The sequence below is a fragment of the Phytobacter sp. genome (genome assembly GCF_059074235.1).
In genome coordinates this window covers 695,167-719,974 of sequence record NZ_JCACPZ010000004.1, presented here as the reverse complement: position 1 = coordinate 719,974, position 24,808 = coordinate 695,167, and the positions used below count along the sequence as shown (strand labels likewise).

22 protein-coding genes are annotated in these 24,808 nt (G+C 52.9%); 17 read left to right on the top strand and 5 right to left on the bottom strand.

The genetic code is table 11. From position 1 onward, the window contains the following. Positions 1 to 3: 3 nt before the first annotated feature. From kdpC to kdpF, 4 genes are read right to left on the bottom strand one after another with little or no spacing between them, the layout of a single operon-like run. Positions 4 to 579: a potassium-transporting ATPase subunit KdpC gene (gene kdpC, locus AC5JPW_RS07440; protein WP_494239261.1), complete on the bottom strand. Its 576-nt coding sequence runs from the start codon at positions 577 to 579 to the stop codon at positions 4 to 6. Between the two features lie 12 nt (positions 580 to 591). Beyond that, a complete protein-coding gene (gene kdpB, locus AC5JPW_RS07435) occupies positions 592 to 2,640 on the bottom strand; it encodes a potassium-transporting ATPase subunit KdpB (RefSeq protein WP_494239259.1) in 2,049 nt (682 codons plus the stop codon). A gap of 18 nt (positions 2,641 to 2,658) precedes the next feature. Beyond that, positions 2,659 to 4,338, bottom strand: coding sequence for a potassium-transporting ATPase subunit KdpA (kdpA, locus tag AC5JPW_RS07430; RefSeq protein ID WP_494239258.1), 1,680 nt, complete (start codon positions 4,336 to 4,338; stop codon positions 2,659 to 2,661). Next, positions 4,338 to 4,427 (bottom strand): K(+)-transporting ATPase subunit F, encoded by a 90-nt coding sequence (gene kdpF / locus AC5JPW_RS07425; RefSeq protein ID WP_041852093.1) that lies wholly within the window; start codon positions 4,425 to 4,427, stop codon positions 4,338 to 4,340. Before kdpF ends, kdpA begins: the two co-directional genes overlap by 1 nt. Positions 4,428 to 4,762: 335 nt before the next feature. Here kdpF and AC5JPW_RS07420 point away from each other — a divergent pair, with 335 nt between their 5' ends. From AC5JPW_RS07420 to nei, 9 genes are all read left to right on the top strand, one after another. Beyond that, positions 4,763 to 4,969 (top strand): YbfA family protein, encoded by a 207-nt coding sequence (locus tag AC5JPW_RS07420; protein WP_494239256.1) that lies wholly within the window; start codon positions 4,763 to 4,765, stop codon positions 4,967 to 4,969. Positions 4,970 to 5,188: 219 nt separating this feature from the next. Next, a complete protein-coding gene (phrB, locus tag AC5JPW_RS07415; RefSeq protein ID WP_494239254.1) occupies positions 5,189 to 6,607 on the top strand; it encodes a deoxyribodipyrimidine photo-lyase in 1,419 nt (472 codons plus the stop codon). Between the two features lie 11 nt (positions 6,608 to 6,618). Beyond that, positions 6,619 to 7,368, top strand: a complete 750-nt coding sequence (locus AC5JPW_RS07410; RefSeq protein WP_494239252.1) for a type 2 GTP cyclohydrolase I — start codon at positions 6,619 to 6,621, stop codon at positions 7,366 to 7,368. 294 nt (positions 7,369 to 7,662) lie between these two features. Beyond that, on the top strand, positions 7,663 to 8,376 hold the full coding sequence (locus AC5JPW_RS07405; RefSeq protein WP_494239251.1) for a fimbrial biogenesis chaperone: 714 nt from the start codon (positions 7,663 to 7,665) through the stop codon (positions 8,374 to 8,376). Positions 8,377 to 8,398: 22 nt separating this feature from the next. Next, a complete protein-coding gene (locus tag AC5JPW_RS07400) occupies positions 8,399 to 9,547 on the top strand; it encodes a fimbrial protein (RefSeq protein ID WP_494239249.1) in 1,149 nt (382 codons plus the stop codon). A 188-nt stretch (positions 9,548 to 9,735) separates the two neighbouring features. Next, the gene (gene pxpB, locus AC5JPW_RS07395) at positions 9,736 to 10,392 is read left to right on the top strand and encodes a 5-oxoprolinase subunit PxpB (RefSeq protein WP_494239247.1); all 657 of its coding nucleotides are present in this window, start codon (positions 9,736 to 9,738) and stop codon (positions 10,390 to 10,392) included. Next, the gene (gene pxpC / locus AC5JPW_RS07390; RefSeq protein WP_494239245.1) at positions 10,386 to 11,318 is read left to right on the top strand and encodes a 5-oxoprolinase subunit PxpC; all 933 of its coding nucleotides are present in this window, start codon (positions 10,386 to 10,388) and stop codon (positions 11,316 to 11,318) included. The genes pxpB and pxpC overlap by 7 nt, the downstream gene beginning before the upstream one ends. Continuing rightward, complete coding sequence (gene pxpA, locus AC5JPW_RS07385; protein ID WP_494239244.1) at positions 11,308 to 12,048, top strand: 5-oxoprolinase subunit PxpA; 741 nt, start codon at positions 11,308 to 11,310, stop codon at positions 12,046 to 12,048. Before pxpC ends, pxpA begins: the two co-directional genes overlap by 11 nt. Before the next feature lie 11 nt (positions 12,049 to 12,059). After that, complete coding sequence (gene nei, locus AC5JPW_RS07380) at positions 12,060 to 12,851, top strand: endonuclease VIII (RefSeq protein WP_494239243.1); 792 nt, start codon at positions 12,060 to 12,062, stop codon at positions 12,849 to 12,851. 40 nt (positions 12,852 to 12,891) lie between these two features. On the opposite strand, the gene AC5JPW_RS07375 is transcribed toward nei, so the two are convergent. Then, positions 12,892 to 14,178, bottom strand: coding sequence for a citrate synthase (locus AC5JPW_RS07375; protein WP_494239242.1), 1,287 nt, complete (start codon positions 14,176 to 14,178; stop codon positions 12,892 to 12,894). Between the two features lie 658 nt (positions 14,179 to 14,836). Here AC5JPW_RS07375 and sdhC point away from each other — a divergent pair. From sdhC to sucD, 8 genes are all read left to right on the top strand, one after another. After that, positions 14,837 to 15,241, top strand: coding sequence for a succinate dehydrogenase cytochrome b556 subunit (gene sdhC, locus AC5JPW_RS07370; protein WP_494239241.1), 405 nt, complete (start codon positions 14,837 to 14,839; stop codon positions 15,239 to 15,241). Next, positions 15,235 to 15,582 (top strand): succinate dehydrogenase membrane anchor subunit, encoded by a 348-nt coding sequence (sdhD, locus tag AC5JPW_RS07365; RefSeq protein WP_494239239.1) that lies wholly within the window; start codon positions 15,235 to 15,237, stop codon positions 15,580 to 15,582. Before sdhC ends, sdhD begins: the two co-directional genes overlap by 7 nt. Continuing rightward, positions 15,582 to 17,348, top strand: coding sequence for a succinate dehydrogenase flavoprotein subunit (sdhA, locus tag AC5JPW_RS07360; protein WP_494239238.1), 1,767 nt, complete (start codon positions 15,582 to 15,584; stop codon positions 17,346 to 17,348). Before sdhD ends, sdhA begins: the two co-directional genes overlap by 1 nt. 15 nt (positions 17,349 to 17,363) lie before the next feature. Continuing rightward, positions 17,364 to 18,080, top strand: coding sequence for a succinate dehydrogenase iron-sulfur subunit (locus tag AC5JPW_RS07355; RefSeq protein WP_494239237.1), 717 nt, complete (start codon positions 17,364 to 17,366; stop codon positions 18,078 to 18,080). A 351-nt stretch (positions 18,081 to 18,431) separates the two neighbouring features. After that, positions 18,432 to 21,239, top strand: a complete 2,808-nt coding sequence (sucA, locus tag AC5JPW_RS07350) for a 2-oxoglutarate dehydrogenase E1 component (protein WP_494239236.1) — start codon at positions 18,432 to 18,434, stop codon at positions 21,237 to 21,239. A gap of 14 nt (positions 21,240 to 21,253) precedes the next feature. After that, the gene (odhB, locus tag AC5JPW_RS07345) at positions 21,254 to 22,480 is read left to right on the top strand and encodes a 2-oxoglutarate dehydrogenase complex dihydrolipoyllysine-residue succinyltransferase (protein ID WP_494239235.1); all 1,227 of its coding nucleotides are present in this window, start codon (positions 21,254 to 21,256) and stop codon (positions 22,478 to 22,480) included. 147 nt (positions 22,481 to 22,627) lie between these two features. Beyond that, positions 22,628 to 23,794, top strand: a complete 1,167-nt coding sequence (gene sucC / locus AC5JPW_RS07340) for an ADP-forming succinate--CoA ligase subunit beta (protein WP_494239234.1) — start codon at positions 22,628 to 22,630, stop codon at positions 23,792 to 23,794. Then, positions 23,794 to 24,663 carry a succinate--CoA ligase subunit alpha gene (sucD, locus tag AC5JPW_RS07335; protein ID WP_006809578.1) on the top strand — a complete coding sequence of 290 codons (870 nt, stop codon included), beginning with the start codon at positions 23,794 to 23,796 and terminating at the stop codon, positions 24,661 to 24,663. Before sucC ends, sucD begins: the two co-directional genes overlap by 1 nt. Positions 24,664 to 24,808 lie beyond the last annotated feature (145 nt).

Below are 24,808 nucleotides of genomic sequence, written 5' to 3'. Positions count from 1 at the left end.
GGCTTAGTTATCCTTACGCGCATCCAGCGCCAGATTCAGTTCGACAATATTTACCACTGGCTGACCGATAAAATCCACCAGCGGTTTTTCCGTATGTTCCGCGACGAGCTTCGCAACGACATCGCGACTCAGCCCGCGCGCTTGTGCCACGCGAGGAATTTGCCAGGCGACGGCCGCAGGCGTCAGGTTATTATCCAGCCCGCTTGCCGACGTGGTGAGCAGCTCAACCGGAATCTGAGCATCCGCCTGTGGGTTTTGTGCACGCAGTTCGGTAACACGAGCGCTGACTTGTTTATCCAGTTCCGGGTTGCTCGCCGCCAGGTTGCTGCCGCCGGACGCCATCGGATTATAAGGCGTATCTGCGGTCGCGGATGGGCGCCCCTGGAAATAACCCGGCGCGGTAAAGTTTTGCCCAATCAGGCTTGAGCCACGCACCAGCCCGGCATCCTGAATCAGCGAGCCGTTAGCCTGCGCCTTAAACCACCATTGGCCCAGTGCGGTGGTCACCAGCGGGTAGAGCCCACCGGTTATCAGCGTCAGTACGATTAAGAGTACAAAAGCAGGGCGAATCAAAGACATTTTTTATTCCTCTTACACCAGGCCGAACAGCGTTAACAGCAGGTCGATAAGTTTGATACCGATAAAGGGCACAACCAGCCCACCCAGACCATAAATCCACAGATTGCGACGTAACATGGCAGGAGCACTTAGTGGTTTGTAGCTCACCCCTTTCAGCGCCAGCGGGATCAGGAAGACGATGATCAGGGCGTTGAAAATCACTGCGCTCAGAATGGCCGACGCAGGGGAGTGCAGATGCATCACGTTGAGGGCATTAAGCTGCGGATAGGTCGCCGCAAAGGCAGCCGGAATAATGGCAAAGTACTTCGCCACATCATTAGCAATACTGAAGGTGGTTAACGAACCGCGTGTCATCAGCATCTGCTTACCGATGTGTACCACTTCAATGAGTTTGGTGGGGTTGGAATCCAGATCCACCATGTTGCCTGCTTCTTTTGCAGCCTGAGTACCGGAGTTCATTGCCACAGCCACATCGGCCTGCGCCAGCGCAGGGGCATCGTTGGTGCCATCCCCGGTCATTGCGACCAGACGGCCCTCCGCCTGATACTGGCGAATCAGCGCCAGTTTGGCCTCCGGTGTGGCTTCGGCTAGAAAGTCGTCCACTCCTGCTTCGGCGGCAATTGCGGCGGCGGTCAGGCGGTTGTCACCGGTTATCATCACGGTTTTGATGCCCATTTTACGTAACTGGGCAAAACGCTCTTTAATGCCGCCTTTGACCACATCCTTCAGGGAAATCACACCGAGTACGCGCGCGCCTTCCGCGACCACCAACGGAGTGGCACCCAGACGTGCGACACGCTCAACCAGCGTATCAACATCGGCCGGGAACTGACCGTTATTGGCCTCAATATGGCGGCGAATAGCATCCACCGAGCCTTTACGGATCATCCGTTCACCCACGTTGATTCCGCTCATGCGGGTCTGTGCAGTGAACGGCACAAAGGTGGCCTGCAGGCTTTGCACATCGCGTTCGCGCATATTAAAGCGCTGCTTTGCCAGTACCACGATGCTACGGCCTTCCGGGGTCTCGTCCGCCAGGGAGGAGAGTTGAGCGGCGTCGGCCAGCGTTTTCTCATCCACGCCCTGGGCCGGAAGAAATTCAGAAGCCTGGCGGTTACCCAGCGTAATGGTGCCGGTTTTATCCAGTAGCAGGACATCAACATCGCCTGCGGCTTCTACCGCACGCCCGCTGGTGGCAATCACGTTTGCGCCCAGCATACGGCTCATTCCAGCCACACCAATCGCCGACAGCAAACCGCCGATGGTGGTGGGAATAAGGCAGACTAACAGGGCCACCAGTACCGTCACGCTGACAGCCGTTCCGCCGTAGACCGAGAATGGCCAGAGCGTGGCGGTCGCCAGCAGAAACACGAGGGTCAGGGCAACCAGCAGGATAGTCAGCGCAATTTCGTTGGGGGTTTTACGACGCTGCGCCCCTTCCACCATGGCGATCATCCTGTCTAGGAAGGTTTCACCGGGGTTGACGCTACACTGAATGACCAGCCAGTCAGACAGGATCCGCGTCCCGCCAGTGACGGAGGCAAAGTCGCCACCGGACTCGCGAATCACCGGTGCAGACTCCCCGGTGATTGCGCTTTCATCAACCGATGCGCCGCCTTCAATGACTTCACCATCGCAGGGAATAATATCGCCAGCTTCTACCAGCACGATGTCGCCTTTACGCAGATCCTCTGCCGGCACGTGGTCAACCTGAGCATCATGCTGGGGAGCGCGCAATTTACGGGCAAAAGCAGTTTTCTTTACCCCTTTCAGGCTGTTGGCCTGGGCTTTACTGCGGCCTTCCGCCAGCGCTTCCGCGAAGTTGGCGAACAGCACGGTAAACCACAGCCACAGGCTGACGGCACCGGTAAACCAGGCGCTGCCATCAAGATGTCCGGTCGCCATCGCCAGGGCCAACAGGGTGGTTAGCAGGCTTCCCAACCAGACGATAAACATCACCGGGTTACGCCATTGGGTATGCGGACTTAATTTGGTAATGGAATCGATCAGCGCCTGACGGACCAGTGTTGGTTCAAGCAGGGCCATTTGTGTACGGCTCATAGCAATTGATCCCTAAATTCAGCGTAAAGAGAGGTATTCCGCCACCGGACCCAGGGCCAGCGCGGGAATAAAGGTCAGGGCACCGACGAGCAACACGGTACCGATCAGCAGGCCGATAAACAGTGCGCCGTGAGTGGGCAGCGTCCCGGTGCTGGCTGGCTGGATCTTTTTGGTGACCAGTGAACCGGCGATTGCCATGACCGGCACAATGACGCCAAAGCGACCAAAGAACATGCAAACGGCGAGCAGGCAGTTCCAGAACGGCGTGTTGGCGCTCAGACCTGCAAAGGCGCTACCGTTGTTGTTGGCCGCCGACGAAACGGCATAGAGCACTTCGCTAAAGCCATGAATCCCTGGGTTGAACATGCCGCTACGTCCGGCTTCCGTCATCATGGCAAGCGCGGTACCGAGCAGTACCAGAGCCGGGGTGACAAGGATCGCCAGTGCGGTCATTTTCATTTCACGCACGTCGATTTTTTTACCGAGGTATTCGGGAGTGCGACCAATCATCAGCCCGGCGATAAACACCGCCAGCAGCACGAACAGCAGCATGCCGTAGAGGCCTGATCCCACGCCGCCAAACACTACTTCACCAATTTGCATTAGCCACATTGGCACCATGCCGCCGAGTGCGGTGAATGAATCGTGCATTGCGTTCACAGCCCCGCAAGATGCGGCGGTGGTTACCACGGCGAAGAGACTGCTGGCGAGAATGCCGAAGCGGCTCTCTTTCCCTTCCATGTTGCTGGCACTGTCGCCGCCGAGTGTCAGGAAGTGCGGGTTTCCCTGCCATTCCGCCCACATCACTACCGCAGCACAAATCACAAAGATGACCGACATGGCCCACAGAATGGCATGGCCCTGGCGACGGTCGCTGACGGCATCACCGAAGGCGAAACAGAGCGCAGCTGGAATCAAAAAGATGGACAGCATCTGCAGGAAGTTAGTCACTGCGGTCGGGTTTTCGAACGGGTGTGCGGAGTTGGCGTTAAAGAATCCACCACCGTTGGTCCCAAGCATTTTGATCGCTTCCTGTGATGCCACTGGCCCCATTGGCAGGATGTGCTGTACCCCTTCCAGCGAGGTGAATGGCTGGTAAGGCAACAGGTTTTGCAGTGCGCCTTGCTGAATGAAAATCAGTGCGAGCACCAGCGACAGTGGCAACAAGATCCACAAAATGATGCGTGTAATGTCGACCCAGGCGTTGCCCAGTGTATTCACGCTATGACGGGCAAAGGCACGAGTGAGCGCGAAAATCACCGCAATGCCCGTAGCGGCAGAAAGGAAGTTTTGCACCGTCAGCCCGACCATCTGGCTGAAGTAGCTCATTGTGCTTTCACCCGCGTAGGACTGCCAGTTCGTGTTGGCGACAAAGCTCACGGCGGTGTTCAGCGCCAAATGCCAGGAGAGTCCAGGCAGTTGCTGAGGATTCAGAGGCAGAATGCCTTGCAACATCAGCATAGCGAACAGCACAACCAGCCCGAAAAGGTTGAGCAACAGGATAGCCATCAGGTACTGGACCCAGCCCATTTCACGGGTATCAATTCCCATCATGCGCCAGAGCCCGGACTCTATTCTGGCGGTTCCGGTAAGCGGTGTTCCTGAAATCATTTTTGCCAGCACCGATCCTAGCGGGCGGGCAAGAATAAACAGTACCAGCAGGAAGCTGGCAATCAGTAAAAATGCCTGGGCTGTCATCAGAAAGCCTCCGCATTAATTAGGGCGTAAACCAGATAGCCCAACAACAGGAAAACCAGCACGATGCCGGTTACGACGCCTGCACTCACAATCCACCTCCAGGTGTTTTCGTTGATTGCAGTGAGGTTAGGATTTTGCGTGCAAAGATTTCGCAAAAATCAGAAGGGTGGGTGTAAAAAAAGTATAAAAATGGCGAAGACCATAATTTAACTAATGGTTAGTATTAATTTAACTTTTTTGTAACTCAGTTACGGCATGAATGTAAATAAAGCTTAAATTGACAAAAATTAGTGGTCGGATGAGTAGTAAAATTACAAACAAAACGGTACTATTTTGACCAGATTCCAGTGTGTCCTTTAAACGACAACGTTTGGGGCAAACATTTTCCGGTGATGATTACCGGCCAACAAAAGGGGAGAGAATTATGGCTATCTATAAAGTGTTTCCAGTTCACATCATATTAATGCGTCGTACTTTCGCCGTGCTGGCAGGTATCCTGGCATTACCGGTGATGATGTTCTGGAAAGACCGCGCACGTTTTTACAGCTATCTGCATCGCGTCTGGGCAAAAACCAGCGAAAAACCGGTATGGATGGATCAGGCCGAAAAAGCGACCTGCGATTTTTATTAATCAATTGATTACATACAGCAATCTCACTCAAAACCACCCCAGCTTGCTGCGGTGGTTTTTTTTCATCTTGTCTCTGGATTTCGCCTCGCTTTTTTTTCATCCCTTCCGACTACACTTACTTCACTTGGCAACGGTGAGACACAACCTCTGCTTGCACTTGTAACCTTCCTTTAACACACTAGTGCTGTTTTCTGACGGATATCTATTACCAGGAGAGTTATGACCACCCATCTGGTCTGGTTTCGTGCGGACTTACGCGTCCACGATAATTTTGCCCTTGCTGCGGCCTGTCGCAGCCGCTCAGCCACAGTTAAGGCCCTGTTCATCGCAACGCCAGGGCAGTGGAAAACGCACGCGATGGCCCCGCGTCAGGCGGCCTACATTTATGCGCATTTGAACGCACTCCAGCAGGCGCTGGCTGAAAAAGGCATTCCTCTGATTTACCGGGAAGTGACGGATTTTGCGGCCAGTGTGGATGCCGTTGCGGCGGTGTGCAAAGAGGAAAAGGTTAGCCATCTCTTTTACAACTATCAGTATGAAATCAACGAACGCGTGCGTGATGCTGCCGTTGAGAAAGCACTTCCGGATGTGGCGTGTCAGGGATTTGATGACAGCGTCATGTTAGCGCCGGGTAGCGTGATGACCGGCAATCATGAGATGTACAAAGTCTTTACGCCCTTCAAAAACGCTTACCTGCGCCGGTTAAAAGAGGATTTGCCAGAGTGCGTCGGCGCGCCACGCGTGCGCGAATCGGGGCCGCTAAACGGGAATGTATCGACGCTCACCTCTGATTATCCTCAGCAGGCATTCGACTCTGCGCTGTTCCCGGCTGATGAGAAAAGTGCGATTGGGCAGTTGCGTCAGTTCTGCCAGCATCATGCGGGTGAATATGAAGAACAACGTGATTTCCCGGCCATAGAGGGCACCAGCCGACTCTCCGCCTGTCTGGCGATTGGGGTACTTTCCCCGCGCCAGTGTTTATATCGTCTGCTGGCAGAGCAGCCGGATGCGCTGAATGGTGGGAAAGGCGCCGTCTGGCTCAATGAACTCATCTGGCGGGAGTTTTACCGCCATCTGATGACGTATCATCCTGATTTATGTAAGCATCGTCCTTTCATTCCGTGGACAGATCATGTGAAATGGAACGATGCGCCTGAATTATTGAAAGCCTGGCAGCAGGGGGCAACGGGCTATCCGATTGTCGATGCGGCGATGCGGCAACTGAACAGCACGGGCTGGATGCATAACCGCCTGCGTATGATTGTCGCCAGTTTCCTGGTGAAAGACCTGTTGCTCGACTGGCGTCTCGGTGAGCACTATTTTATGTCGCAACTGATCGATGGCTGCCTGGCGGCGAACAACGGCGGATGGCAGTGGGCGGCGTCAACCGGCACCGATGCTGCACCTTATTTTCGCATCTTCAATCCCACCACCCAGGGTGAGCGATTTGATACTCAGGGCGAATTTATTCGTCAGTGGATCCCGCAACTGGCTCATGTGCCGGGCAAGGCGATACACGATCCCTGGTCGTGGGCTGAGAAAAATGGCGTCGAGCTGGACTATCCACACCCGATTGTGGATCACAAACAGGCTCGAACTGCCACACTTGCGGCTTATGAAGCCGCCCGTAAATCGTAAAGAGAGTGACGATGAAAAATACCGAACTGGAAAAGCTGGTTAACGAAAAACTCAACAGTGCGGCGTTCAGCGATTACGGCCCGAATGGCCTGCAGGTTGAGGGACGTGAGGCCGTACAGAAAATTATCACTGGCGTGACGGCAAGCCAGGCACTGCTTGATGAAGCAGTGCGTCAGGAAGCCGATGCAGTGATTGTGCATCACGGCTATTTCTGGAAAAACGAACCGGCGATCATTCGCGGTATGAAGCGCAATCGCCTGAAAACGCTACTGGCGAACGACATCAACCTGTATGGCTGGCACTTGCCATTGGACGCGCATCCTGAACTGGGGAATAACGTTCAGTTAGCCTCTTTGCTGGGCATCACCGTAATGGGCACCGTTGACGGTGAACAGCTTCTGCCGTGGGGCGAGCTGTCGATGCCGGTACCTGGGCTGGAACTGGCTTCCTGGATTGAAGCACGCCTGGGGCGCAGACCGCTTTGGTCAGGCGATACCGGACCGGATCTGGTGAAGCGTGTGGCTTGGTGTACCGGTGGTGGACAAGGCTTTATCGACAGCGCCGCACGTTTTGGTGTGGATGCGTTTATTACCGGTGAAGTCTCAGAACAAACCATTCATTCGGCGCGTGAGCAAGGGCTGCATTTTTACGCCGCAGGTCACCACGCAACCGAACGCGGCGGTATTCGTGCCTTGAGCGAATGGTTGACCGAAAATACGGATCTGGACGTTACGTTTATTGATATTCCGAATCCGGCTTGAGTGAATAATCGCGGCATAATATGTTGCCGCGGTTTTTCAGCTATTTTATCAACTTCGATGGGCCTTGACTGATTACCTGTTATCGTAACTACTTGAGCTATAACCACATCGTTACCCCCCGGCATTGCTTATCTTCGATATTACAATTAAAACCCATATGTATTCAGGTTGTGACTTAATTTTTTGTGTTTATAATATCTAATCTGTAATATGTAATTGGAATGTGAAAGGGTTATTCTATAATTGCTTATTATATTATTTGTGTGGCTTTTATATTTCAGGGAATGATTCATTATGAGAATGGCTGGGGCTTTTCTGCTGTCGATGCTTATGTTTTTCAGCTTTTTTTTACATGCAGGAGTCGTAATAACGGGCACCAGGGTTGTTTTTCCTTCAAGTAAAAATGAAGTGACGGTAGCGTTGACAAATAAAGGCACTCAGGCTGCCTTAGTGCAAAGCTGGATTGATACTGGCGATCCAACCGAATTGCCGCAAAAAATTAATGTGCCGTTTGCTATCATTCCCCCGCTAATACGAATGGACGCTAATAAAGGATACTCCCTGCGTATTATCCATACTGGAGGAGAATTACCCTCTGACCGGGAATCAGTATTCTGGTTGAACGTATTATCAGTGCCCCCAAAGTCTGGTATTGATGATGAAACCAGTGGCCAATATCTAAAAGTTGCATTCCAGACGAGAATTAAATTATTTTTTCGTCCACAAAACTTAAAGCCAAGCTCAGATTCAGCTATGGAGAAACTTCAGTGGCAAAAAAAAGGAAATGGTTTTAGTGTGATTAACCCTACGCCATATTATATTTCTTTGCTGGATGTGAGTTGGCGTGTTAGTACGGAAGAGTTTTATCTGGATGGTGGGATGATAGCCCCCTTTAGTAGCATTGATTTATCTGGTGGTGAAAATAAAATCTCACTAAATACACATGTACTATCCTATCGAGTGATTAATGATCTCGGTGGTGTACAGCATTTTGAAGTTGAAATATAAATATTTTAACAGGGATTCGATTATGCGTATTTTCTTATTATTAATTTCTTCGATGTTTTTTTCTTTTTTCGCGCAGGCGGATACTGTCTATCCCATTGGACAGTGCAGCTACACAATGAAAGAGCACATTGTAACCTTTCCAGCAGCAAAAATATCCATTGACCCTGGTGCGCCGGTCGGAACTCTCTTTTATGCGTACACGGTGAGTATACCGGACGGATCTGGCACATTAACTTGCTCTGGTAAAGCCATTCAAGTCTACCAGCAGGATTATACTGTGCAAAGTGGTGGAACAACAACGTTATTGAGCGGCGTAGGTTCCTTTCCTGCAAATTCAACGGTCTATAAAACGAATATTCCGGGAATTGGTTTAATTATCAGTAAAGGTTCTTCGAAAGTTCTTCCTATAATAAATTCGCCAGCGACAATGAGCGGGGGAACCATACCCGTAGCATTCCGATATACCTCGCTTTCTATTGATGTGAATTTAGTTAAGTATGCTGATATTCCAGCTGGAGTGAGTTACATCAGTTTGGCTGGTGTGCCAAGTGTGGATGTCATCACCAAATTTGTAAGTGGTACGAGCATTAACACCACTACATCGGTACCGATGCCGATTAATTCGCCATTCATCTTAGGCCGTTTCCATTTTGGACCGAGCACCATTGAACTTCTTTCTGCTACATGTGACACGCCGGATGTGTTGGTTGATCTTGGTAAAAGAAACAAAACCGATTCTACGAATCGTGACGGGACTACTTTTGCAACACCGTGGGTTGATGCCAGTATTAAACTAACAAACTGCCCGGTGTTTAATGGTGTCGGTGGGCGCAGCAATGCCACGTTTGGAAGTGTTAAAAGTAATGTCATGACCGTAACGTTGATGCCAAATAATGCCACAACCAGTAATCAGGGCATTATGCCGATTGATACTGATGGTTACTCGGCAGCTGGTGTGGGGATACAGCTTGCCTGGGGCACCGCGAGTTCAAACACCAAAGTGAATTTCTCGAGTGGTAAAGGGACAAAGACCTATACCTTAACCTCCTCTATCGGAACGAATTATACATTACCTTTAGTGGCTCGTTATATTCAGACAGGGGCTTCGCTCAATGATGTCCATCCAGGTAAAGCAACAGGGAAAATGACTTATATAGTGAGCTATTTTTAAATATGGCTTTTATCTCTCTCAGCTTTTATAAACGCGCTTGCGAGCGCGTTTGTTTTGCCCGCCATACTGAAAATCTGTAACCGTCATTGTCTCAAATTCACTGTAGATATGCTTATCGACGCGGATAGCATTGCACGTTATCTTATTTCTTGTATCGATAACGTACCTGTGGCGAAAGGAGCGGGAGAGTGCAGAGAGCACGTTGTTATCTGTTAGGTGAAACGGCAGTGGTACTGGAGCTGGAACCTCCGGTAACGCTGGCAACCCAAAAACGCATCTGGCGCTTAACCCAGCGTTTAGCCGATGTGCCGGAGGTAGTGGAAGCCATTCCCGGCATGAATAACATCACCGTGGTGCTGCGCGATCCTCAGACGCTGGCGCTGGATGCCATCGAAAGGCTGCAGCGCTGGTGGGAGGAGAGTGAAGCGCTGGAACCCGAATCCCGCACCATTGAGATCCCTGTTATATACGGTAAAGACGCCGGGCCGGATCTGGCGCTGGTGGCGCATCATGCGAATTTATCGGAAAAACAGGTGGTTGAATTGCACGCCTCTGTTGATTACGTCGTCTGGTTTTTAGGCTTCCAGCCAGGATTTCCTTATCTCGGTGGTTTACCGGCGGCGCTGGCGACGCCGCGTCGTGCTGAACCTCGAGTCAGCGTCCCTGCGGGTTCAGTCGGGATTGGCGGTGTGCAAACAGGAATCTATCCTTTGCAATCCCCCGGCGGCTGGAATTTGATTGGCCGTACAGATTTACCTCTTTTTAATCCCGCATTATCCGAACCGGTTCTGCTTCGCCCCGGTGATACCCTCAGGTTTATCCCACACAAGGAAGGCATATGCTGACAATCATTCGTGCCGGGATCTACACCAGCATTCAGGGCGGAAAACGCACCGGACTACGCCAGTCAGGCGTGAGCTATTGTGGTGCACTTGACGGTCCGGCGCTCTCCATCGCCAATGCGCTGGTGGGGAATGACCTTGATGCGCCAGGCCTTGAAATTACGCTGGGTCAGTGTGAAGTGGAATTTGATAAAGACGGCTGGTTTGCCCTGACCGGTGCAGGGTGTGAGGCCAAACTTGATGGCAAAGCTGTCTGGACCGGCTGGCGCAATGCGGTGAAAGCCGGGCAGCGGCTGGTACTTAAACGACCTCTGCACGGTATGCGCAGTTATCTTGCGGTGGCGGGCGGGCTGGATGTGCCGGAGGTCCTGGGCTCAGCCAGTACCGATCTGAAAACCGGGGTTGGCGGACTGGATGGGCGGTTGCTGCGGGATGGCGATGTGTTACCCATTAAACCCGCATTAAAAAACTTTACCGGGCCGCAGGGCGTCAAACAACTTCTGTGGGGTAATCGCATTCGTGCGCTGCCGGGGCCAGAATATCAGGAATTTGATAAGGCCTCACAGGAGGCGTTCTGGCGCTTACCCTGGCGGTTAAACCCACAAAGTAACCGGATGGGATATCGCTTACAGGGGCATTCGCTGGTAAGGGCTTCTGACCGGGAACTGGTCTCACATGGCCTGTTACCTGGTGTCGTACAAGTGCCATCGAATGGTCAGCCCATCGTGCTCATGAATGACGCCCAGACCACCGGTGGTTACCCACGTATTGCCTGTATTATCGAAGCGGATATGTATCATCTGGCTCAGATCCCGCTGGGGCAGCCGATCCATTTTGTTCCCTGTACGCTGGAAGAGGCGCTGGCGGCACGGAGCGAGCAGGCGCGTTTTCTGGAACAATTAGCCTGGCGCATTCAACATGAAAATTGATCTTAACGCTGATCTTGGCGAGGGTTGTGCGCATGACGCGGCGTTAATGGAAATGATCTCCTCCGCCAATATTGCGTGCGGCTTTCATGCAGGGGATGCGCAGACCATGCTGCTGTCAGTGCGTGAAGCGTTTAAACACGGCGTCGCCGTTGGTGCACACCCCAGTTTTCCCGACCGTGAAAATTTTGGTCGCACGCCGATGCAACTGCCACCTGAGGTTGTTTATGCGCAGGTGCTTTATCAGATCGGTGCTCTGGCGGCTATCGCCAGGGCGGAAGAGGGCCAGTTACACCATGTTAAACCTCATGGCATGCTCTACAATCAGGCCGCTGTGGATCCTCAACTTGCCGACGCCATCGCCCGAGCTGTCCACGATACCGATCCGGCATTGATTCTGGTGGGGTTGGCAGGCAGTGAACTTATCCGTGCCGGTGAGCGCTGGCAGCTTATGACCCGGCAGGAAGTATTTGCCGACCGGGGCTACCAGGATGATGGTAGCCTGGTGCCTCGCACGCAGCCCGGCGCACTGATCGCCGACGAGACGCAGGCACTGGCACAAACGCTCGACATGGTGCTCAGCGGCAAAGTGACCAGCGTAAACGGCCTGTCGGTTGATGTGGTGGCGCAGACCGTCTGTCTGCACGGCGACGGGGAACATGCGCTGGCGTTTGCACGCCGACTCCGGCAGGCTTTCTCGCAGCAGAATATTACCGTGAGTGCACAGATTTAACAGGAGATGTGATGCCAGAAGGACCGGAAATCCGCCGTGCGGCCGACAGCCTGGAGGTGGCAATCAAAGGCAAGCCCTTAACCAATGTCTGGTTTGCCTTTCCCCAGTTACAACATTTTGCCCCTGCGCTTATTGGCTGCACGGTTACACATATCGAAACCCGTGGAAAGGCTTTGTTAACCCACTTCTCTAATGGTTTGACGATGTATAGTCATAACCAGCTTTATGGCGTCTGGCGGGTGATGGAAGCGGGGCAGACGGCAGAAACCACCCGTGTGCTGCGTGTGCGGCTGGAGACGGCAGACAAAGCTATTCTGCTCTATAGCGCGTCCGATATTGCGATACTGACGGCTGATGAGCTGGCGGCGCATCCCTTTTTACAGCGCGTTGGCCCGGATGTGCTGGATATGTCGCTCACCGCTGAGCAGGTTAAAGCCCGTCTGTTGTCACCACGCTTTGCCAGGCGTCAGTTTTCCGGGCTGTTACTCGATCAGGCTTTTCTCGCGGGGCTAGGTAACTACCTGCGGGTGGAGATCCTCTGGTTTGCCGGACTGGCTGCGCAACACCGGGCCTGTTGTCTGAGTGACGCGCAACTGGACACGCTGGCGAGAGCGATGCTGGAACTCCCCCGGCTCTCTTACCAGACGCGGGGCAGGGTGGATGAAAACCGCCATCACGGAGCGCTGTTCAGTTTTAAAGTTTTCCATCGTGATGGGCAGGTGTGCGAGCGCTGCGGGGGGATCATTGAAAAAACGACCCTCTCTTCCCGGCCGTTCTACTGGTGTCCTGGCTGCCAGAAATAAAAAAACCCGCTGAGTAAGCGGGTTTTTTGTTATCAGCCGATTAATGCTTGTCGAGATCGGTTTTGAAATCGCGTTTGGCATAACCGGTGTAGAGCTGACGAGGACGGGCAATTTTCAGGCCGTCGTCATGCATCTCATTCCAGTGTGCAATCCAGCCTACGGTACGCGCCATCGCGAAGATAACGGTAAACATGGAGGATGGAATACCCATGGCTTTCAGGATGATGCCAGAGTAGAAGTCTACGTTCGGGTAGAGTTTACGCTCGATAAAGTACGGGTCGTTCAGTGCAATGTGTTCAAGCTCCATTGCAACTTCCAGCAGATCGTCTTTGGTACCCAGCTCTTTCAGTACTTCGTGGCAGGTTTCACGCATCACGGTTGCGCGCGGGTCATAGTTCTTATAGACACGGTGACCGAAGCCCATCAGACGGAACGAATCGTTCTTGTCTTTCGCGCGACGCAGGAATTCCGGAATATGCTTAACGGTGCTGATCTCTTCCAGCATTTTCAGTGCAGCTTCGTTTGCACCGCCGTGTGCCGGTCCCCACAGAGAGGCAATACCAGCCGCGATACAGGCAAACGGGTTAGCGCCAGAAGAGCCCGCAGTACGCACGGTAGACGTAGAAGCATTCTGCTCATGGTCAGCATGCAGGATCAGGATACGATCCATGGCGCGTTCCAGCACCGGGTTAACCACATACTCTTCGCACGGTGTCGCGAACATCATGCGCAGGAAGTTACCGGCATAAGAGAGGTCATTACGCGGGTAAACAAACGGCTGACCGATAGAATATTTGTAACACATCGCGGCTACTGTCGGCATTTTGGACAGTAAGCGGAAGGCGGCGATCTCACGGTGGCGGGAGTTATTAACGTCCAGCGAGTCGTGGTAGAAGGCAGCCAGGGCACCGGTCACACCACACAGTACGGCCATTGGGTGTGAGTCGCGGCGGAAGCCGTGGAACAGACGGGTAATCTGTTCGTGAATCATGGTGTGGCGGGTAACGGTCAGTTTGAATTCATCATACTGTTCCTGGGTCGGCTTTTCGCCGTACAGCAGGATGTAGGACACTTCCAGATAATTGGAGTCGGTGGCCAACTGATCGATCGGGAACCCACGATGCAGCAAAATGCCTTCATCACCGTCGATAAAGGTGATTTTGGATTCGCATGATGCGGTAGAGGTGAAACCTGGGTCAAAAGTGAATACTCCTTTTGAACCGAGACTACGGATATCAATAACATCCTCACCGAGCGTGCCTTTTAGCACATCCAGTTCAATAGCAGTATCACCATTATAGGTGAGATTTGCTTTTTTATCAGCCATTTACGGTCTCCTTAGCGCCTTATTGCTTAAGACTACCTGTTACCGGATTTGCATTCAAACTGCCTTTTAACGCTACCAGATTATTATGTGGCTCGCTGCTCTGATGAGAGGAGATACCAGGGTACAGAGCGATGGGCGCATGCAGGTCAGCATTGAAAATTCAGTTGAAACAACAACAAATCAGGGAGTCGGCAGTCCGAAATTTACAAAACGGGTTATCACTAATAACTGTCCTGATTAATTCGGTCAACACCATCACACTGTTGCATAACTTATTTGTAGTTGCATAACTTATTTGCAGGTCAAAGATAGACCCCATAACTTTTGCGAATTATATCTCTCTTCTTATGAAGTTTGTAACAGGAATGTTTAATTTTTGTCAAATCAGATGATTAAATTTTAAATAAATGTTGTTATCGTGATGGTCATCACTGTTCTGCATAAAACCCGACAAACTATATGTAGGTTAATTGTAATGATTTTGTGAACGACCTATACTGCCGCCAGGTCTCCGGAACACCCTGCAATCCCGAGCCACCCAGCGTTGTAACCTGTCGTTTAGCATCTGGAAGCAAATTTTTTGCATGACGCGCAGTTATAGAAAAGGACGCTGTCTGACCCGCACGCAGACCGGAGGAAGGAAACTAATAAGAACAGCATGTGGGCGTTATTCATGATAAAAAATGTGAAAAAACAAAGACCTGTCAATCTGGATCTGACAACGATCCGGTTTCCTGTTACGGCAATAGCCTCCATTCTGCACCGTGTTTCCGGCGTGATTACTTTTATCGCGGTCGGCATACTGTTGTGGCTGCTGGGTCTGTCGCTGTCATCCGAAGAAGGCTTCCAGGCTGCTTCTGCCATCATGAACAGCTTTTTTGCAAAATTCATTATGTGGGGCATTCTGACTGCGTTGGCCTATCACGCGGTTGGCGGTATTCGCCACATGTTGATGGATTTTGGCTGGCTGGAAGAGACTTTTGAGGCAGGAAAACGTTCCGCTAACATTTCTTTTGCAATGACTGTCGTGCTTTCACTTCTCGCAGGAGTCCTCGTATGGTAAGCAACGCCTCCGCACTTGGACGCAACGGCGTACATGACTATATTCTGGTCCGTGCTACCGCCATCGTCCTCACGCTTTACATCATCTATATGGTGGGTTTCTTCGCCATTAGCGGAGATATCACCTGGCAAGTCTGGTCAGGCTTCTTCTCTTCTGCCTTTACCAAAGTCTTCACCCTGCTGGCTCTGTTCTCCATTTTGATTCATGCCTGGATTGGCATGTGGCAGGTGTTGACCGACTACGTTAAACCTGTGGCTGTACGCCTGATGTTGCAACTGGTGATTGTGGTTGCGCTCGCGGTTTACGTTATTTATGGATTCGTTGTGGTGTGGGGTGTGTGATGAAACTGCCAGTCAGAGAATTTGATGCTGTTGTAATTGGCGCAGGCGGCGCAGGTATGCGCGCGGCGCTACAAATTTCCCAGAGCGGCCAGACCTGTGCGCTGCTCTCTAAAGTCTTCCCAACCCGTTCCCACACCGTATCTGCGCAGGGCGGTATCACCGTTGCGCTGGGTAACACCCATGAAGATAACTGGGAATGGCACATGTACGACACCGTAAAAGGGTCGGACTACATTGGTGACCAGGACGCGATTGAATATATGTGTAAAACCGGGCCGGAAGCGATTCTGGAGCTGGAACACATGGGCTTGCCGTTCTCCCGTCTGGATGATGGCAAAATCTACCAGCGTCCGTTTGGCGGCCAGTCGAAAAACTTCGGCGGTGAGCAGGCGGCGCGTACTGCGGCAGCGGCTGACCGTACCGGTCACGCATTGTTGCACACGCTTTATCAGCAAAACCTCAAAAACCACACTACTATTTTTTCCGAGTGGTATGCGCTTGATCTGGTGAAGAACCAGGACGGCGCAGTGGTGGGTTGTACCGCGCTGAGTATTGAAAGTGGTGAAGTGGTCTACTTCAAAGCGCGCGCAACCGTACTGGCAACAGGTGGTGCGGGGCGTATTTACCAGTCCACGACCAATGCCCACATTAACACGGGTGATGGCGTCGGGATGGCACTGCGTGCCGGTGTCCCGGTGCAGGATATGGAAATGTGGCAGTTCCACCCAACCGGTATCGCCGGGGCAGGGGTACTGGTCACCGAAGGCTGCCGTGGTGAAGGCGGCTATCTGTTAAACAAACACGGTGAGCGTTTCATGGAGCGCTATGCGCCAAACGCGAAAGACCTGGCGGGTCGTGATGTGGTAGCGCGTTCCATCATGATCGAAATCCGCGAAGGTCGTGGTTGTGACGGTCCGTGGGGCCCGCACGCCAAACTGAAACTCGATCACCTCGGCAAAGAGGTGCTGGAGTCGCGTTTGCCTGGCATTCTGGAACTCTCCCGTACCTTTGCTCACGTCGATCCGGTTAAAGAGCCGATCCCGGTGATCCCAACCTGCCACTACATGATGGGCGGGATCCCGACCAAAGTGACCGGTCAGGCATTGACCGTGAACGAGCAGGGCGAAGATGTGGTTATTCCTGGGCTGTTCGCGGTGGGCGAAATCGCCTGCGTATCCGTTCACGGTGCAAACCGCCTCGGCGGCAACTCACTGTTGGATCTGGTGGTGTTTGGTCGTGCCGCTGGTCTGCATCTGCAGGAATCCATCGCTGAGCAGGGTGAACTGCGCGATGCCACCGAAGAAGACGTTGACGCTTCGCTGGCGCGTCTTAACCGCTGGAACGGCAACCGTGATGGCGAAGATCCGGTGGTGATTCGTAAAGCACTGCAAGAGTGTATGCAGCACAACTTCTCGGTATTCCGTGAAGGTGATGCGATGGCCAAAGGCCTTGAGCAGCTGAAAGCGATTCGTGAGCGTCTGAAAAATGCCCGTCTGGATGACACGTCCAGCGAATTCAACACCCAGCGTGTTGAGTGCCTGGAACTGGATAACCTGATGGAAACCGCATATGCAACGGCGGTATCTGCCAACTTCCGTACCGAAAGCCGTGGTGCACATAGCCGCTTCGACTTCCCGGAACGTGATGATGAAAACTGGCTGTGCCATTCCCTGTATCTGCCAGAGACGGAATCCATGACGCGTCGTAGCGTCAATATGGAACCGAAACTGCGTCCGGCATTCCCGCCGAAGATTCGTACTTATTAATGCGGAGACAGGAAAATGAAATTCGAGTTTTCAATTTATCGCTATAACCCGGATGTTGACGACGCTCCGCGCATGCAGGATTACACGCTGGAAGGTGAAGAAGGGCGTGACATGATGCTGCTGGACGCACTTATGCTGATTAAGGAGCAGGATCCGAGTCTGTCGTTCCGCCGTTCCTGCCGTGAAGGAGTGTGTGGCTCAGACGGTGTGAACATGAACGGCAAAAACGGTCTGGCCTGTATCACTCCGCTGTCGGCGTTGGGTAACGGCAAGCAGAAGATTGTGATTCGCCCGTTGCCTGGCTTGCCGGTTATCCGCGATTTGGTTGTGGACATGGGACAATTCTATGCTCAATATGAGAAGATTAAGCCTTACTTATTGAATAATGGACAAAATCCACCCGCTCGCGAGCATTTACAGATGCCGGAACAGCGCGAGAAACTCGACGGATTGTATGAGTGTATTTTGTGCGCCTGCTGCTCTACATCCTGCCCGTCGTTCTGGTGGAATCCGGACAAATTTATCGGTCCGGCCGGTCTGCTGGCAGCCTATCGTTTCCTGATTGATAGCCGCGATACCGAAACCGATAGCCGTCTGGAAGGCTTGAGTGACGCTTTCAGCGTATTCCGCTGCCATAGCATCATGAACTGCGTCAGTGTGTGTCCGAAGGGGTTGAACCCGACGCGCGCCATTGGGCACATTAAGTCGATGTTGTTACAACGTAGTGCGTAATAAAAGTGAGGGGAGTGCCGTTCCCCTCACCCTGACCCTCTCCCCACAGGGGAGAGGGAATAACGCAGGAAACCTTTAAAAACCGCTATACGCAGTTGAACTAATCGAAGCGTTCGTGGTGAGACAAGGTGGCAACTGAGCGAATCGCCGGGAGCATAGTGAACTATGTGACCGGTGTGAGTGAAGGCAGCCACCGTAGTCGCAGCCCGAACGAAGAAGATTAGGGGCAGTTTTTAAAGGTTCCTTCGCGGGCCGACAAGAGCTCGCAAGTGAACCCCGGGACGTGCGCGTTGCTGCGCGCGTCGTAGTTATCCACGGCGATGTAAGCATAACAATGCTTAAGGGATCACGATGCAGAACAGCGCTTTGAAAGCCTGGCTGGACTCTTCTTACCTCTCTGGCTCTAACCAGAGCTGGATAGAACAGCTCTATGAAGACTTCTTAACCGATCCTGACTCGGTTGATTCAAACTGGCGTGCCATGTTTGAAGAGCTTCCGGGCACCGGAGTGAAACCAGATCAATTCCATTCCAAAACACGTGACTATTTCCGTCGTTTAGCGAAGGACGCGTCACGTTATTCTTCTTCCATTTCCGACCCTGACACCAACGCCAAGCAGGTTAAAGTCCTGCAGTTGATTAACGCCTACCGTTTTCGCGGTCATCAGCAGGCCAATCTGGACCCGCTGGGACTCTGGCAGCAGGACAAGGTCGCCGATCTTGATCCGTCCTTCCATGATTTAACCGAAGCAGACCTCCAGGAGACGTTCAACGTCGGTTCGTTTGCTATCGGCAAAGACACGATGCAGTTGAGCGAGCTGATTGAAGCCCTCAAGCAGACCTACTGCGGTTCTATCGGTGCGGAATACATGCACATCACCAGCACCGAAGAGAAACGCTGGATTCAGCAACGTATCGAATCCGTTGTTGGGCATGCGACCTTCAGCGTTGAAGAGAAAAAACGCTTCCTGAGCGAGCTGACTGCCGCAGAAGGGATGGAGCGTTATCTGGGGGCTAAATTCCCGGGTGCAAAACGCTTCTCACTGGAAGGTGGTGATGCGCTGGTACCGATGCTCAAAGAGATGATCCGCCACGCCGGCAAAAACGGTACCCGCGAAGTGGTACTGGGTATGGCGCACCGTGGTCGTCTGAACGTACTGATTAACGTTCTGGGTAAAAAACCACAGGATCTGTTTGACGAGTTCGCAGGTAAACACAAAGAGCACCTTGGTACCGGTGACGTGAAGTACCACATGGGCTTCTCATCCGACATGGAAACCGAAGGCGGCCTGGTGCACCTGGCGCTGGCGTTTAACCCGTCGCACCTGGAAATTGTGAGCCCGGTGGTCATGGGTTCTGTCCGTGCACGTTTGGATCGCCTTGATGAACCAAGCAGCAACAAAGTGCTGCCAATTACCATTCACGGTGATGCGGCAGTTGCCGGGCAGGGCGTGGTTCAGGAAACCCTGAATATGTCTAAAGCGCGCGGTTACGAAGTGGGCGGTACGGTTCGTATTGTCATCAATAACCAGGTGGGCTTTACCACGTCCAACCCACTGGATGCCCGTTCCACACCGTACTGTACCGATATCGGTAAGATGGTGATGGCACCGATCTTCCACGTTAACGCTGATGATCCGGAAGCGGTCGCCTTTGTTACCCGTATCGCGCTGGACTTCCGTAACACCTTTAAACGTGATGTGTTCATCGATCTGGTGTGCTACCGCCGTCACGGCCATAACGAAGCCGATGAGCCGAGTGCAACCCAGCCGCTGATGTACCAGAAAATCAAAAAACACCCAACCCCACGTAAACTCTATGCTGACAAGCTGGAGCATGACGGTGTCGCGACGCTGGAAGATGCGACTGAGCTTGTGAATCTCTACCGTGACGCGCTGGATGCTGGTGAGTGTGTGGTGGAAGAATACCGCCCGATGAACATGCACTCCTTTACCTGGTCGCCATACCTCAACCACGAGTGGGATGAGAGCTACCCGAACAAGGTGGAGATGAAGCGCGTGCAGGAGTTGGCGAAGCGTATCAGCACCGTACCAGATGCGATTGAAATGCAGGCGCGTGTCGCGAAAATTTACTCTGACCGTCAGGCCATGGCAGCAGGTGAGAAGCTGTTTGACTGGGGCGGCGCAGAAAACCTGGCGTACGCAACCCTGGTGGACGAGGGCGTTTCAGTGCGCCTGTCAGGTGAAGATTCCGGCCGTGGTACCTTCTTCCACCGCCATGCCGTGATTCATAACCAGTCCAACGGTTCGACCTACACCCCGCTACACCACGTTCACAACAGTCAGGGGCCATTCCGTGTCTGGGACTCCGTCCTCTCTGAAGAAGCAATCCTGGCATTTGAATACGGATACGCCACTGCGGAACCGCGTACCCTGACAATCTGGGAAGCGCAGTTCGGTGACTTCGCCAACGGTGCGCAGGTAGTTATCGACCAGTTCATCTCTTCCGGGGAGCAGAAGTGGGGCCGTATGTGTGGTTTGGTCATGCTGCTGCCGCACGGTTACGAAGGCCAGGGTCCGGAGCACTCCTCTGCGCGTCTGGAACGTTACCTGCAGCTGTGTGCTGAACAAAACATGCAAGTGTGCGTTCCGTCGACTCCGGCACAGGTCTACCATATGCTGCGTCGTCAGGCACTACGTGGTATGCGCCGTCCGCTTATCGTGATGTCGCCGAAATCTCTGCTGCGTCATCCGCAGGCGGTTTCTACACTTGATGAACTGGCAAATGGCACCTTTATGCCTGCGATCGGTGAAGTTGATGAGCTTGATCCGCAAGGCGTTAAGCGTGTTGTTATGTGTTCTGGTAAGGTTTATTACGACCTGCTTGATCAGCGCCGTAAGAATGATCAGAAAGATGTTGCCATTGTACGTATTGAACAGCTCTATCCGTTCCCGCATCAGTCGGTTCAGGATGTGCTGAAGCAGTATGCGCATGTGAAAGATTTTGTCTGGTGCCAGGAAGAGCCGCTTAACCAGGGTGCATGGTATTGCAGCCAACATCATTTCAATGAAGTGATTCCATTTGGGGCTTCACTGCGTTATGCAGGTCGCCCGGCCTCCGCTTCGCCAGCGGTAGGATATCTGTCCGTTCACCAGAAACAGCAACAAGCTCTGGTCAATGACGCGCTGAACGTCGATTAAATAAAGGATAAATAATGAGTAGCGTAGATATTCTTGTACCCGACCTGCCTGAGTCCGTTGCTGATGCGACCGTTGCGACCTGGCACAAAAAACCGGGCGATAGCGTCCAGCGCGATGAAGTGCTGGTAGAAATCGAAACTGACAAAGTGGTACTGGAAGTACCGGCTTCAGCAGACGGCATTCTGGATGCAGTGCTGGAAGATGAAGGTACAACAGTAACGTCTCGCCAGATTCTGGGTCGCCTGCGTGAAGGTAACAGCGGCGGTAAAGAGAGCAGCGCTAAATCTGATGCCAAAGAGTCTACCCCGGCTCAACGTCAGCAGGCGTCGCTGGAAGAGCAAAACAACGATGCACTCAGCCCGGCGATCCGTCGCCTGCTGGCAGAGCATAATATTGAAGCCAATGCCATTAAAGGCACGGGTGTGGGTGGTCGTCTGACCCGTGAAGATATTGATAAACACCTGGCGAAAGCCCCGGCGAAGAAAGAAGAGAGCAAACCTGCTGCACCGGCTGCTGCACCTGCAGTACCACAACTGGCTGGCCGCTCTGAGAAACGCGTACCGATGACCCGTCTGCGCAAACGCGTAGCCGAGCGTCTGCTGGAAGCGAAAAACTCCACCGCAATGCTCACCACGTTTAACGAAGTGAACATGAAGCCGATTATGGATCTGCGTAAGCAGTACGGCGATGCGTTCGAAAAACGTCACGGTATCCGTCTGGGCTTTATGTCCTTCTACGTGAAAGCGGTTGTTGAAGCGCTGAAACGTTATCCGGAAGTGAACGCGTCAATCGATGGCGATGATGTGGTTTACCATAACTACTTTGATGTCAGCATGGCGGTTTCTACGCCGCGTGGCCTGGTGACCCCGGTTCTGCGTGATGTTGATACCCTGGGCATGGCAGATATCGAAAAACGCATCAAGGACCTGGCTATCAAAGGTCGTGACGGTAAGCTGACGGTGGAAGATCTGACCGGTGGTAACTTCACCATCACCAACGGCGGCGTCTTCGGTTCACTGATGTCTACTCCGATCATCAACCCACCGCAGAGCGCGATCCTCGGCATGCATGCCATCAAAGACCGCCCAATGGCGGTTGACGGTAAAGTGGAGATCCTGCCAATGATGTACCTGGCACTCTCCTACGATCACCGTCTGATTGATGGCCGTGAGTCGGTAGGTTTCCTGGTGGCCATTAAAGAGCTGCTGGAAGATCCGACCCGTCTGCTGCTGGACGTGTAGTACGTAAAAATATCCCCTGCCCCGTAGGCCGGATGAGGCGTACACGCCGCCATCCGGCGTTGGTGCATCGCCTGATGGCGACGCTGTTGCGGCTCATCAGGCCTGCGGGTTCAAAGATAATGATGACCTGAAGGATGGACAGAACACATGAACTTACATGAATACCAGGCAAAACAGCTTTTTGCCCGTTACGGTCTGCCTGCGCCAGTAGGCTATGCGTGTACGACGCCGCGCGAAGCAGAAGAAGCAGCTTCCAAAATTGGTGCGGGTCCGTGGGTAGTAAAATGCCAGGTTCACGCGGGCGGCCGTGGTAAAGCCGGCGGCGTAAAAGTCGTGAAAAGCAAAGAAGAGATTCGCGCCTTTGCTGAACACTGGCTGGGCAAACGTCTGGTAACCTACCAAACGGACGCTAACGGTCAGCCTGTTAACCAGATTCTGGTTGAAGCGGCTACCGATATCGATAAAGAGCTGTACCTGGGCGCGGTGGTTGATCGTAGCTCCCGCCGCGTCGTGTTCATGGCATCAACTGAAGGTGGCGTGGAAATTGAAAAAGTGGCGGAAGAGACTCCGCACCTGATCCACAAAATCGCCCTTGACCCGTTGGCAGGTCCAATGCCGTATCAAGGCCGTGAACTGGCATTCAAACTGGGTCTGGAAGGTAAACAGGTTCAGCAGTTCACTAAAATCTTCATGGGTCTGGCGAACATTTTCCTTGAGCGTGATCTGGCGCTGATCGAAATCAACCCACTGGTTATCACTAAGCAGGGCGACCTGATTTGCCTCGACGGCAAACTGGGCGCGGATGGCAATGCGCTGTTCCGTCAGCCGGATCTGCGTGAGATGCGTGACCAGTCTCAGGAAGACCCGCGCGAAGCGCAGGCGGCTCACTGGGAACTGAACTATGTGGCACTGGATGGCAACATTGGTTGCATGGTCAACGGTGCAGGCCTGGCGATGGGCACCATGGACATCGTTAAACTGCACGGTGGCGAACCGGCGAACTTCCTTGACGTCGGCGGCGGCGCAACCAAAGAGCGCGTAACTGAAGCGTTCAAAATCATTCTCTCTGACGACAATGTGAAAGCCGTACTGGTGAACATTTTCGGCGGCATCGTACGTTGCGACCTGATCGCAGACGGTATCATCGGTGCGGTAGAAGAAGTGGGCGTTAACGTACCAGTCGTGGTACGTCTGGAAGGCAACAACGCTGAACTGGGCGCGAAGCGTCTGGCTGACAGCGGCCTGAATATTATCGCAGCGAAAAGTCTGACGGATGCAGCGCAGCAGGTTGTTGCCGCAGTGGAGGGTAAATAATGTCTGTTTTAATCAATAAAGATACCAAGGTTATCTGCCAGGGGTTTACCGGTAGCCAGGGCACCTTCCACTCCGAACAAGCGATTGCTTACGGTACGCAGATGGTTGGCGGCGTGACCCCAGGCAAAGGCGGTACCACACATCTGGGCCTGCCGGTGTTTAACACCGTGCGTGAAGCGGTAGAAGCAACGGGCGCGACTGCAACGGTTATCTACGTTCCGGCTCCGTTCTGCAAAGACTCCATCCTGGAAGCCATCGACGCAGGCATTAAACTGATTATCACCATCACCGAAGGCATCCCGACGCTGGACATGCTGACCGTGAAAGTGAAGCTGGACGAAGCAGGCGTGCGCATGATCGGCCCGAACTGCCCGGGCGTTATCACCCCAGGCGAGTGCAAAATCGGCATCATGCCGGGCCACATTCATAAGCCAGGCAAAGTGGGTATCGTTTCTCGCTCCGGTACGCTGACCTATGAAGCGGTTAAGCAGACCACAGACTACGGTTTTGGCCAGTCCACCTGCGTGGGCATCGGTGGTGACCCGATCCCGGGTTCTAACTTCATCGATATCCTGAAACTGTTCCAGGAAGATCCGCAGACCGAAGCGATTGTGATGATCGGTGAAATCGGCGGCAGCGCGGAAGAAGAAGCGGCTGCGTATATCAAAGATCATGTGACCAAACCTGTCGTCGGCTACATCGCCGGTGTGACAGCGCCGAAAGGCAAACGTATGGGTCACGCAGGCGCGATCATCGCGGGCGGCAAAGGAACAGCGGATGAGAAATTCGCGGCTCTGGAAGCGGCTGGCGTGAAGACCGTTCGCAGCCTGGCGGATATCGGCGAAGCGCTGAAATCCATCATCAAATAAGACTCAATGCCCCTCATTAAAGGGGCAGTAATATGTTCGACATGGTTGGCCATCTTATGATGGCCTTTTTTTGCGTAACGCTACGTAGCGTGATTATTCAGTTTTGAAATCTTTGTATAAAGTGAAAGAATTGTGTGGTGATAGC

Excerpts from the sequence above, each read along its gene's own strand:
- AC5JPW_RS07375 (WP_494239242.1), bottom strand. The coding sequence starts at position 14,178 with ATGGCTGATAAAAAAGCAAATCTCACCTATAATGGTGATACTGCTATT.
- AC5JPW_RS07355 (WP_494239237.1), top strand. The coding sequence starts at position 17,364 with ATGAAATTCGAGTTTTCAATTTATCGCTATAACCCGGATGTTGACGAC.
- kdpC (WP_494239261.1), bottom strand. The coding sequence starts at position 579 with ATGTCTTTGATTCGCCCTGCTTTTGTACTCTTAATCGTACTGACGCTG.
- AC5JPW_RS07410 (WP_494239252.1), top strand. The coding sequence starts at position 6,619 with ATGAAAAATACCGAACTGGAAAAGCTGGTTAACGAAAAACTCAACAGT.
- kdpB (WP_494239259.1), bottom strand. The coding sequence starts at position 2,640 with ATGAGCCGTACACAAATGGCCCTGCTTGAACCAACACTGGTCCGTCAG.
- sucD (WP_006809578.1), top strand. The coding sequence starts at position 23,794 with ATGTCTGTTTTAATCAATAAAGATACCAAGGTTATCTGCCAGGGGTTT.
- sdhD (WP_494239239.1), top strand. The coding sequence starts at position 15,235 with ATGGTAAGCAACGCCTCCGCACTTGGACGCAACGGCGTACATGACTAT.
- AC5JPW_RS07420 (WP_494239256.1), top strand. The coding sequence starts at position 4,763 with ATGGCTATCTATAAAGTGTTTCCAGTTCACATCATATTAATGCGTCGT.
- kdpA (WP_494239258.1), bottom strand. The coding sequence starts at position 4,338 with ATGACAGCCCAGGCATTTTTACTGATTGCCAGCTTCCTGCTGGTACTG.
- pxpA (WP_494239244.1), top strand. The coding sequence starts at position 11,308 with ATGAAAATTGATCTTAACGCTGATCTTGGCGAGGGTTGTGCGCATGAC.
- sucC (WP_494239234.1), top strand. The coding sequence starts at position 22,628 with ATGAACTTACATGAATACCAGGCAAAACAGCTTTTTGCCCGTTACGGT.
- sucA (WP_494239236.1), top strand. The coding sequence starts at position 18,432 with ATGCAGAACAGCGCTTTGAAAGCCTGGCTGGACTCTTCTTACCTCTCT.
- phrB (WP_494239254.1), top strand. The coding sequence starts at position 5,189 with ATGACCACCCATCTGGTCTGGTTTCGTGCGGACTTACGCGTCCACGAT.
- sdhC (WP_494239241.1), top strand. The coding sequence starts at position 14,837 with ATGTGGGCGTTATTCATGATAAAAAATGTGAAAAAACAAAGACCTGTC.
- pxpC (WP_494239245.1), top strand. The coding sequence starts at position 10,386 with ATGCTGACAATCATTCGTGCCGGGATCTACACCAGCATTCAGGGCGGA.
- AC5JPW_RS07405 (WP_494239251.1), top strand. The coding sequence starts at position 7,663 with ATGAGAATGGCTGGGGCTTTTCTGCTGTCGATGCTTATGTTTTTCAGC.
- AC5JPW_RS07400 (WP_494239249.1), top strand. The coding sequence starts at position 8,399 with ATGCGTATTTTCTTATTATTAATTTCTTCGATGTTTTTTTCTTTTTTC.
- odhB (WP_494239235.1), top strand. The coding sequence starts at position 21,254 with ATGAGTAGCGTAGATATTCTTGTACCCGACCTGCCTGAGTCCGTTGCT.
- nei (WP_494239243.1), top strand. The coding sequence starts at position 12,060 with ATGCCAGAAGGACCGGAAATCCGCCGTGCGGCCGACAGCCTGGAGGTG.
- sdhA (WP_494239238.1), top strand. The coding sequence starts at position 15,582 with ATGAAACTGCCAGTCAGAGAATTTGATGCTGTTGTAATTGGCGCAGGC.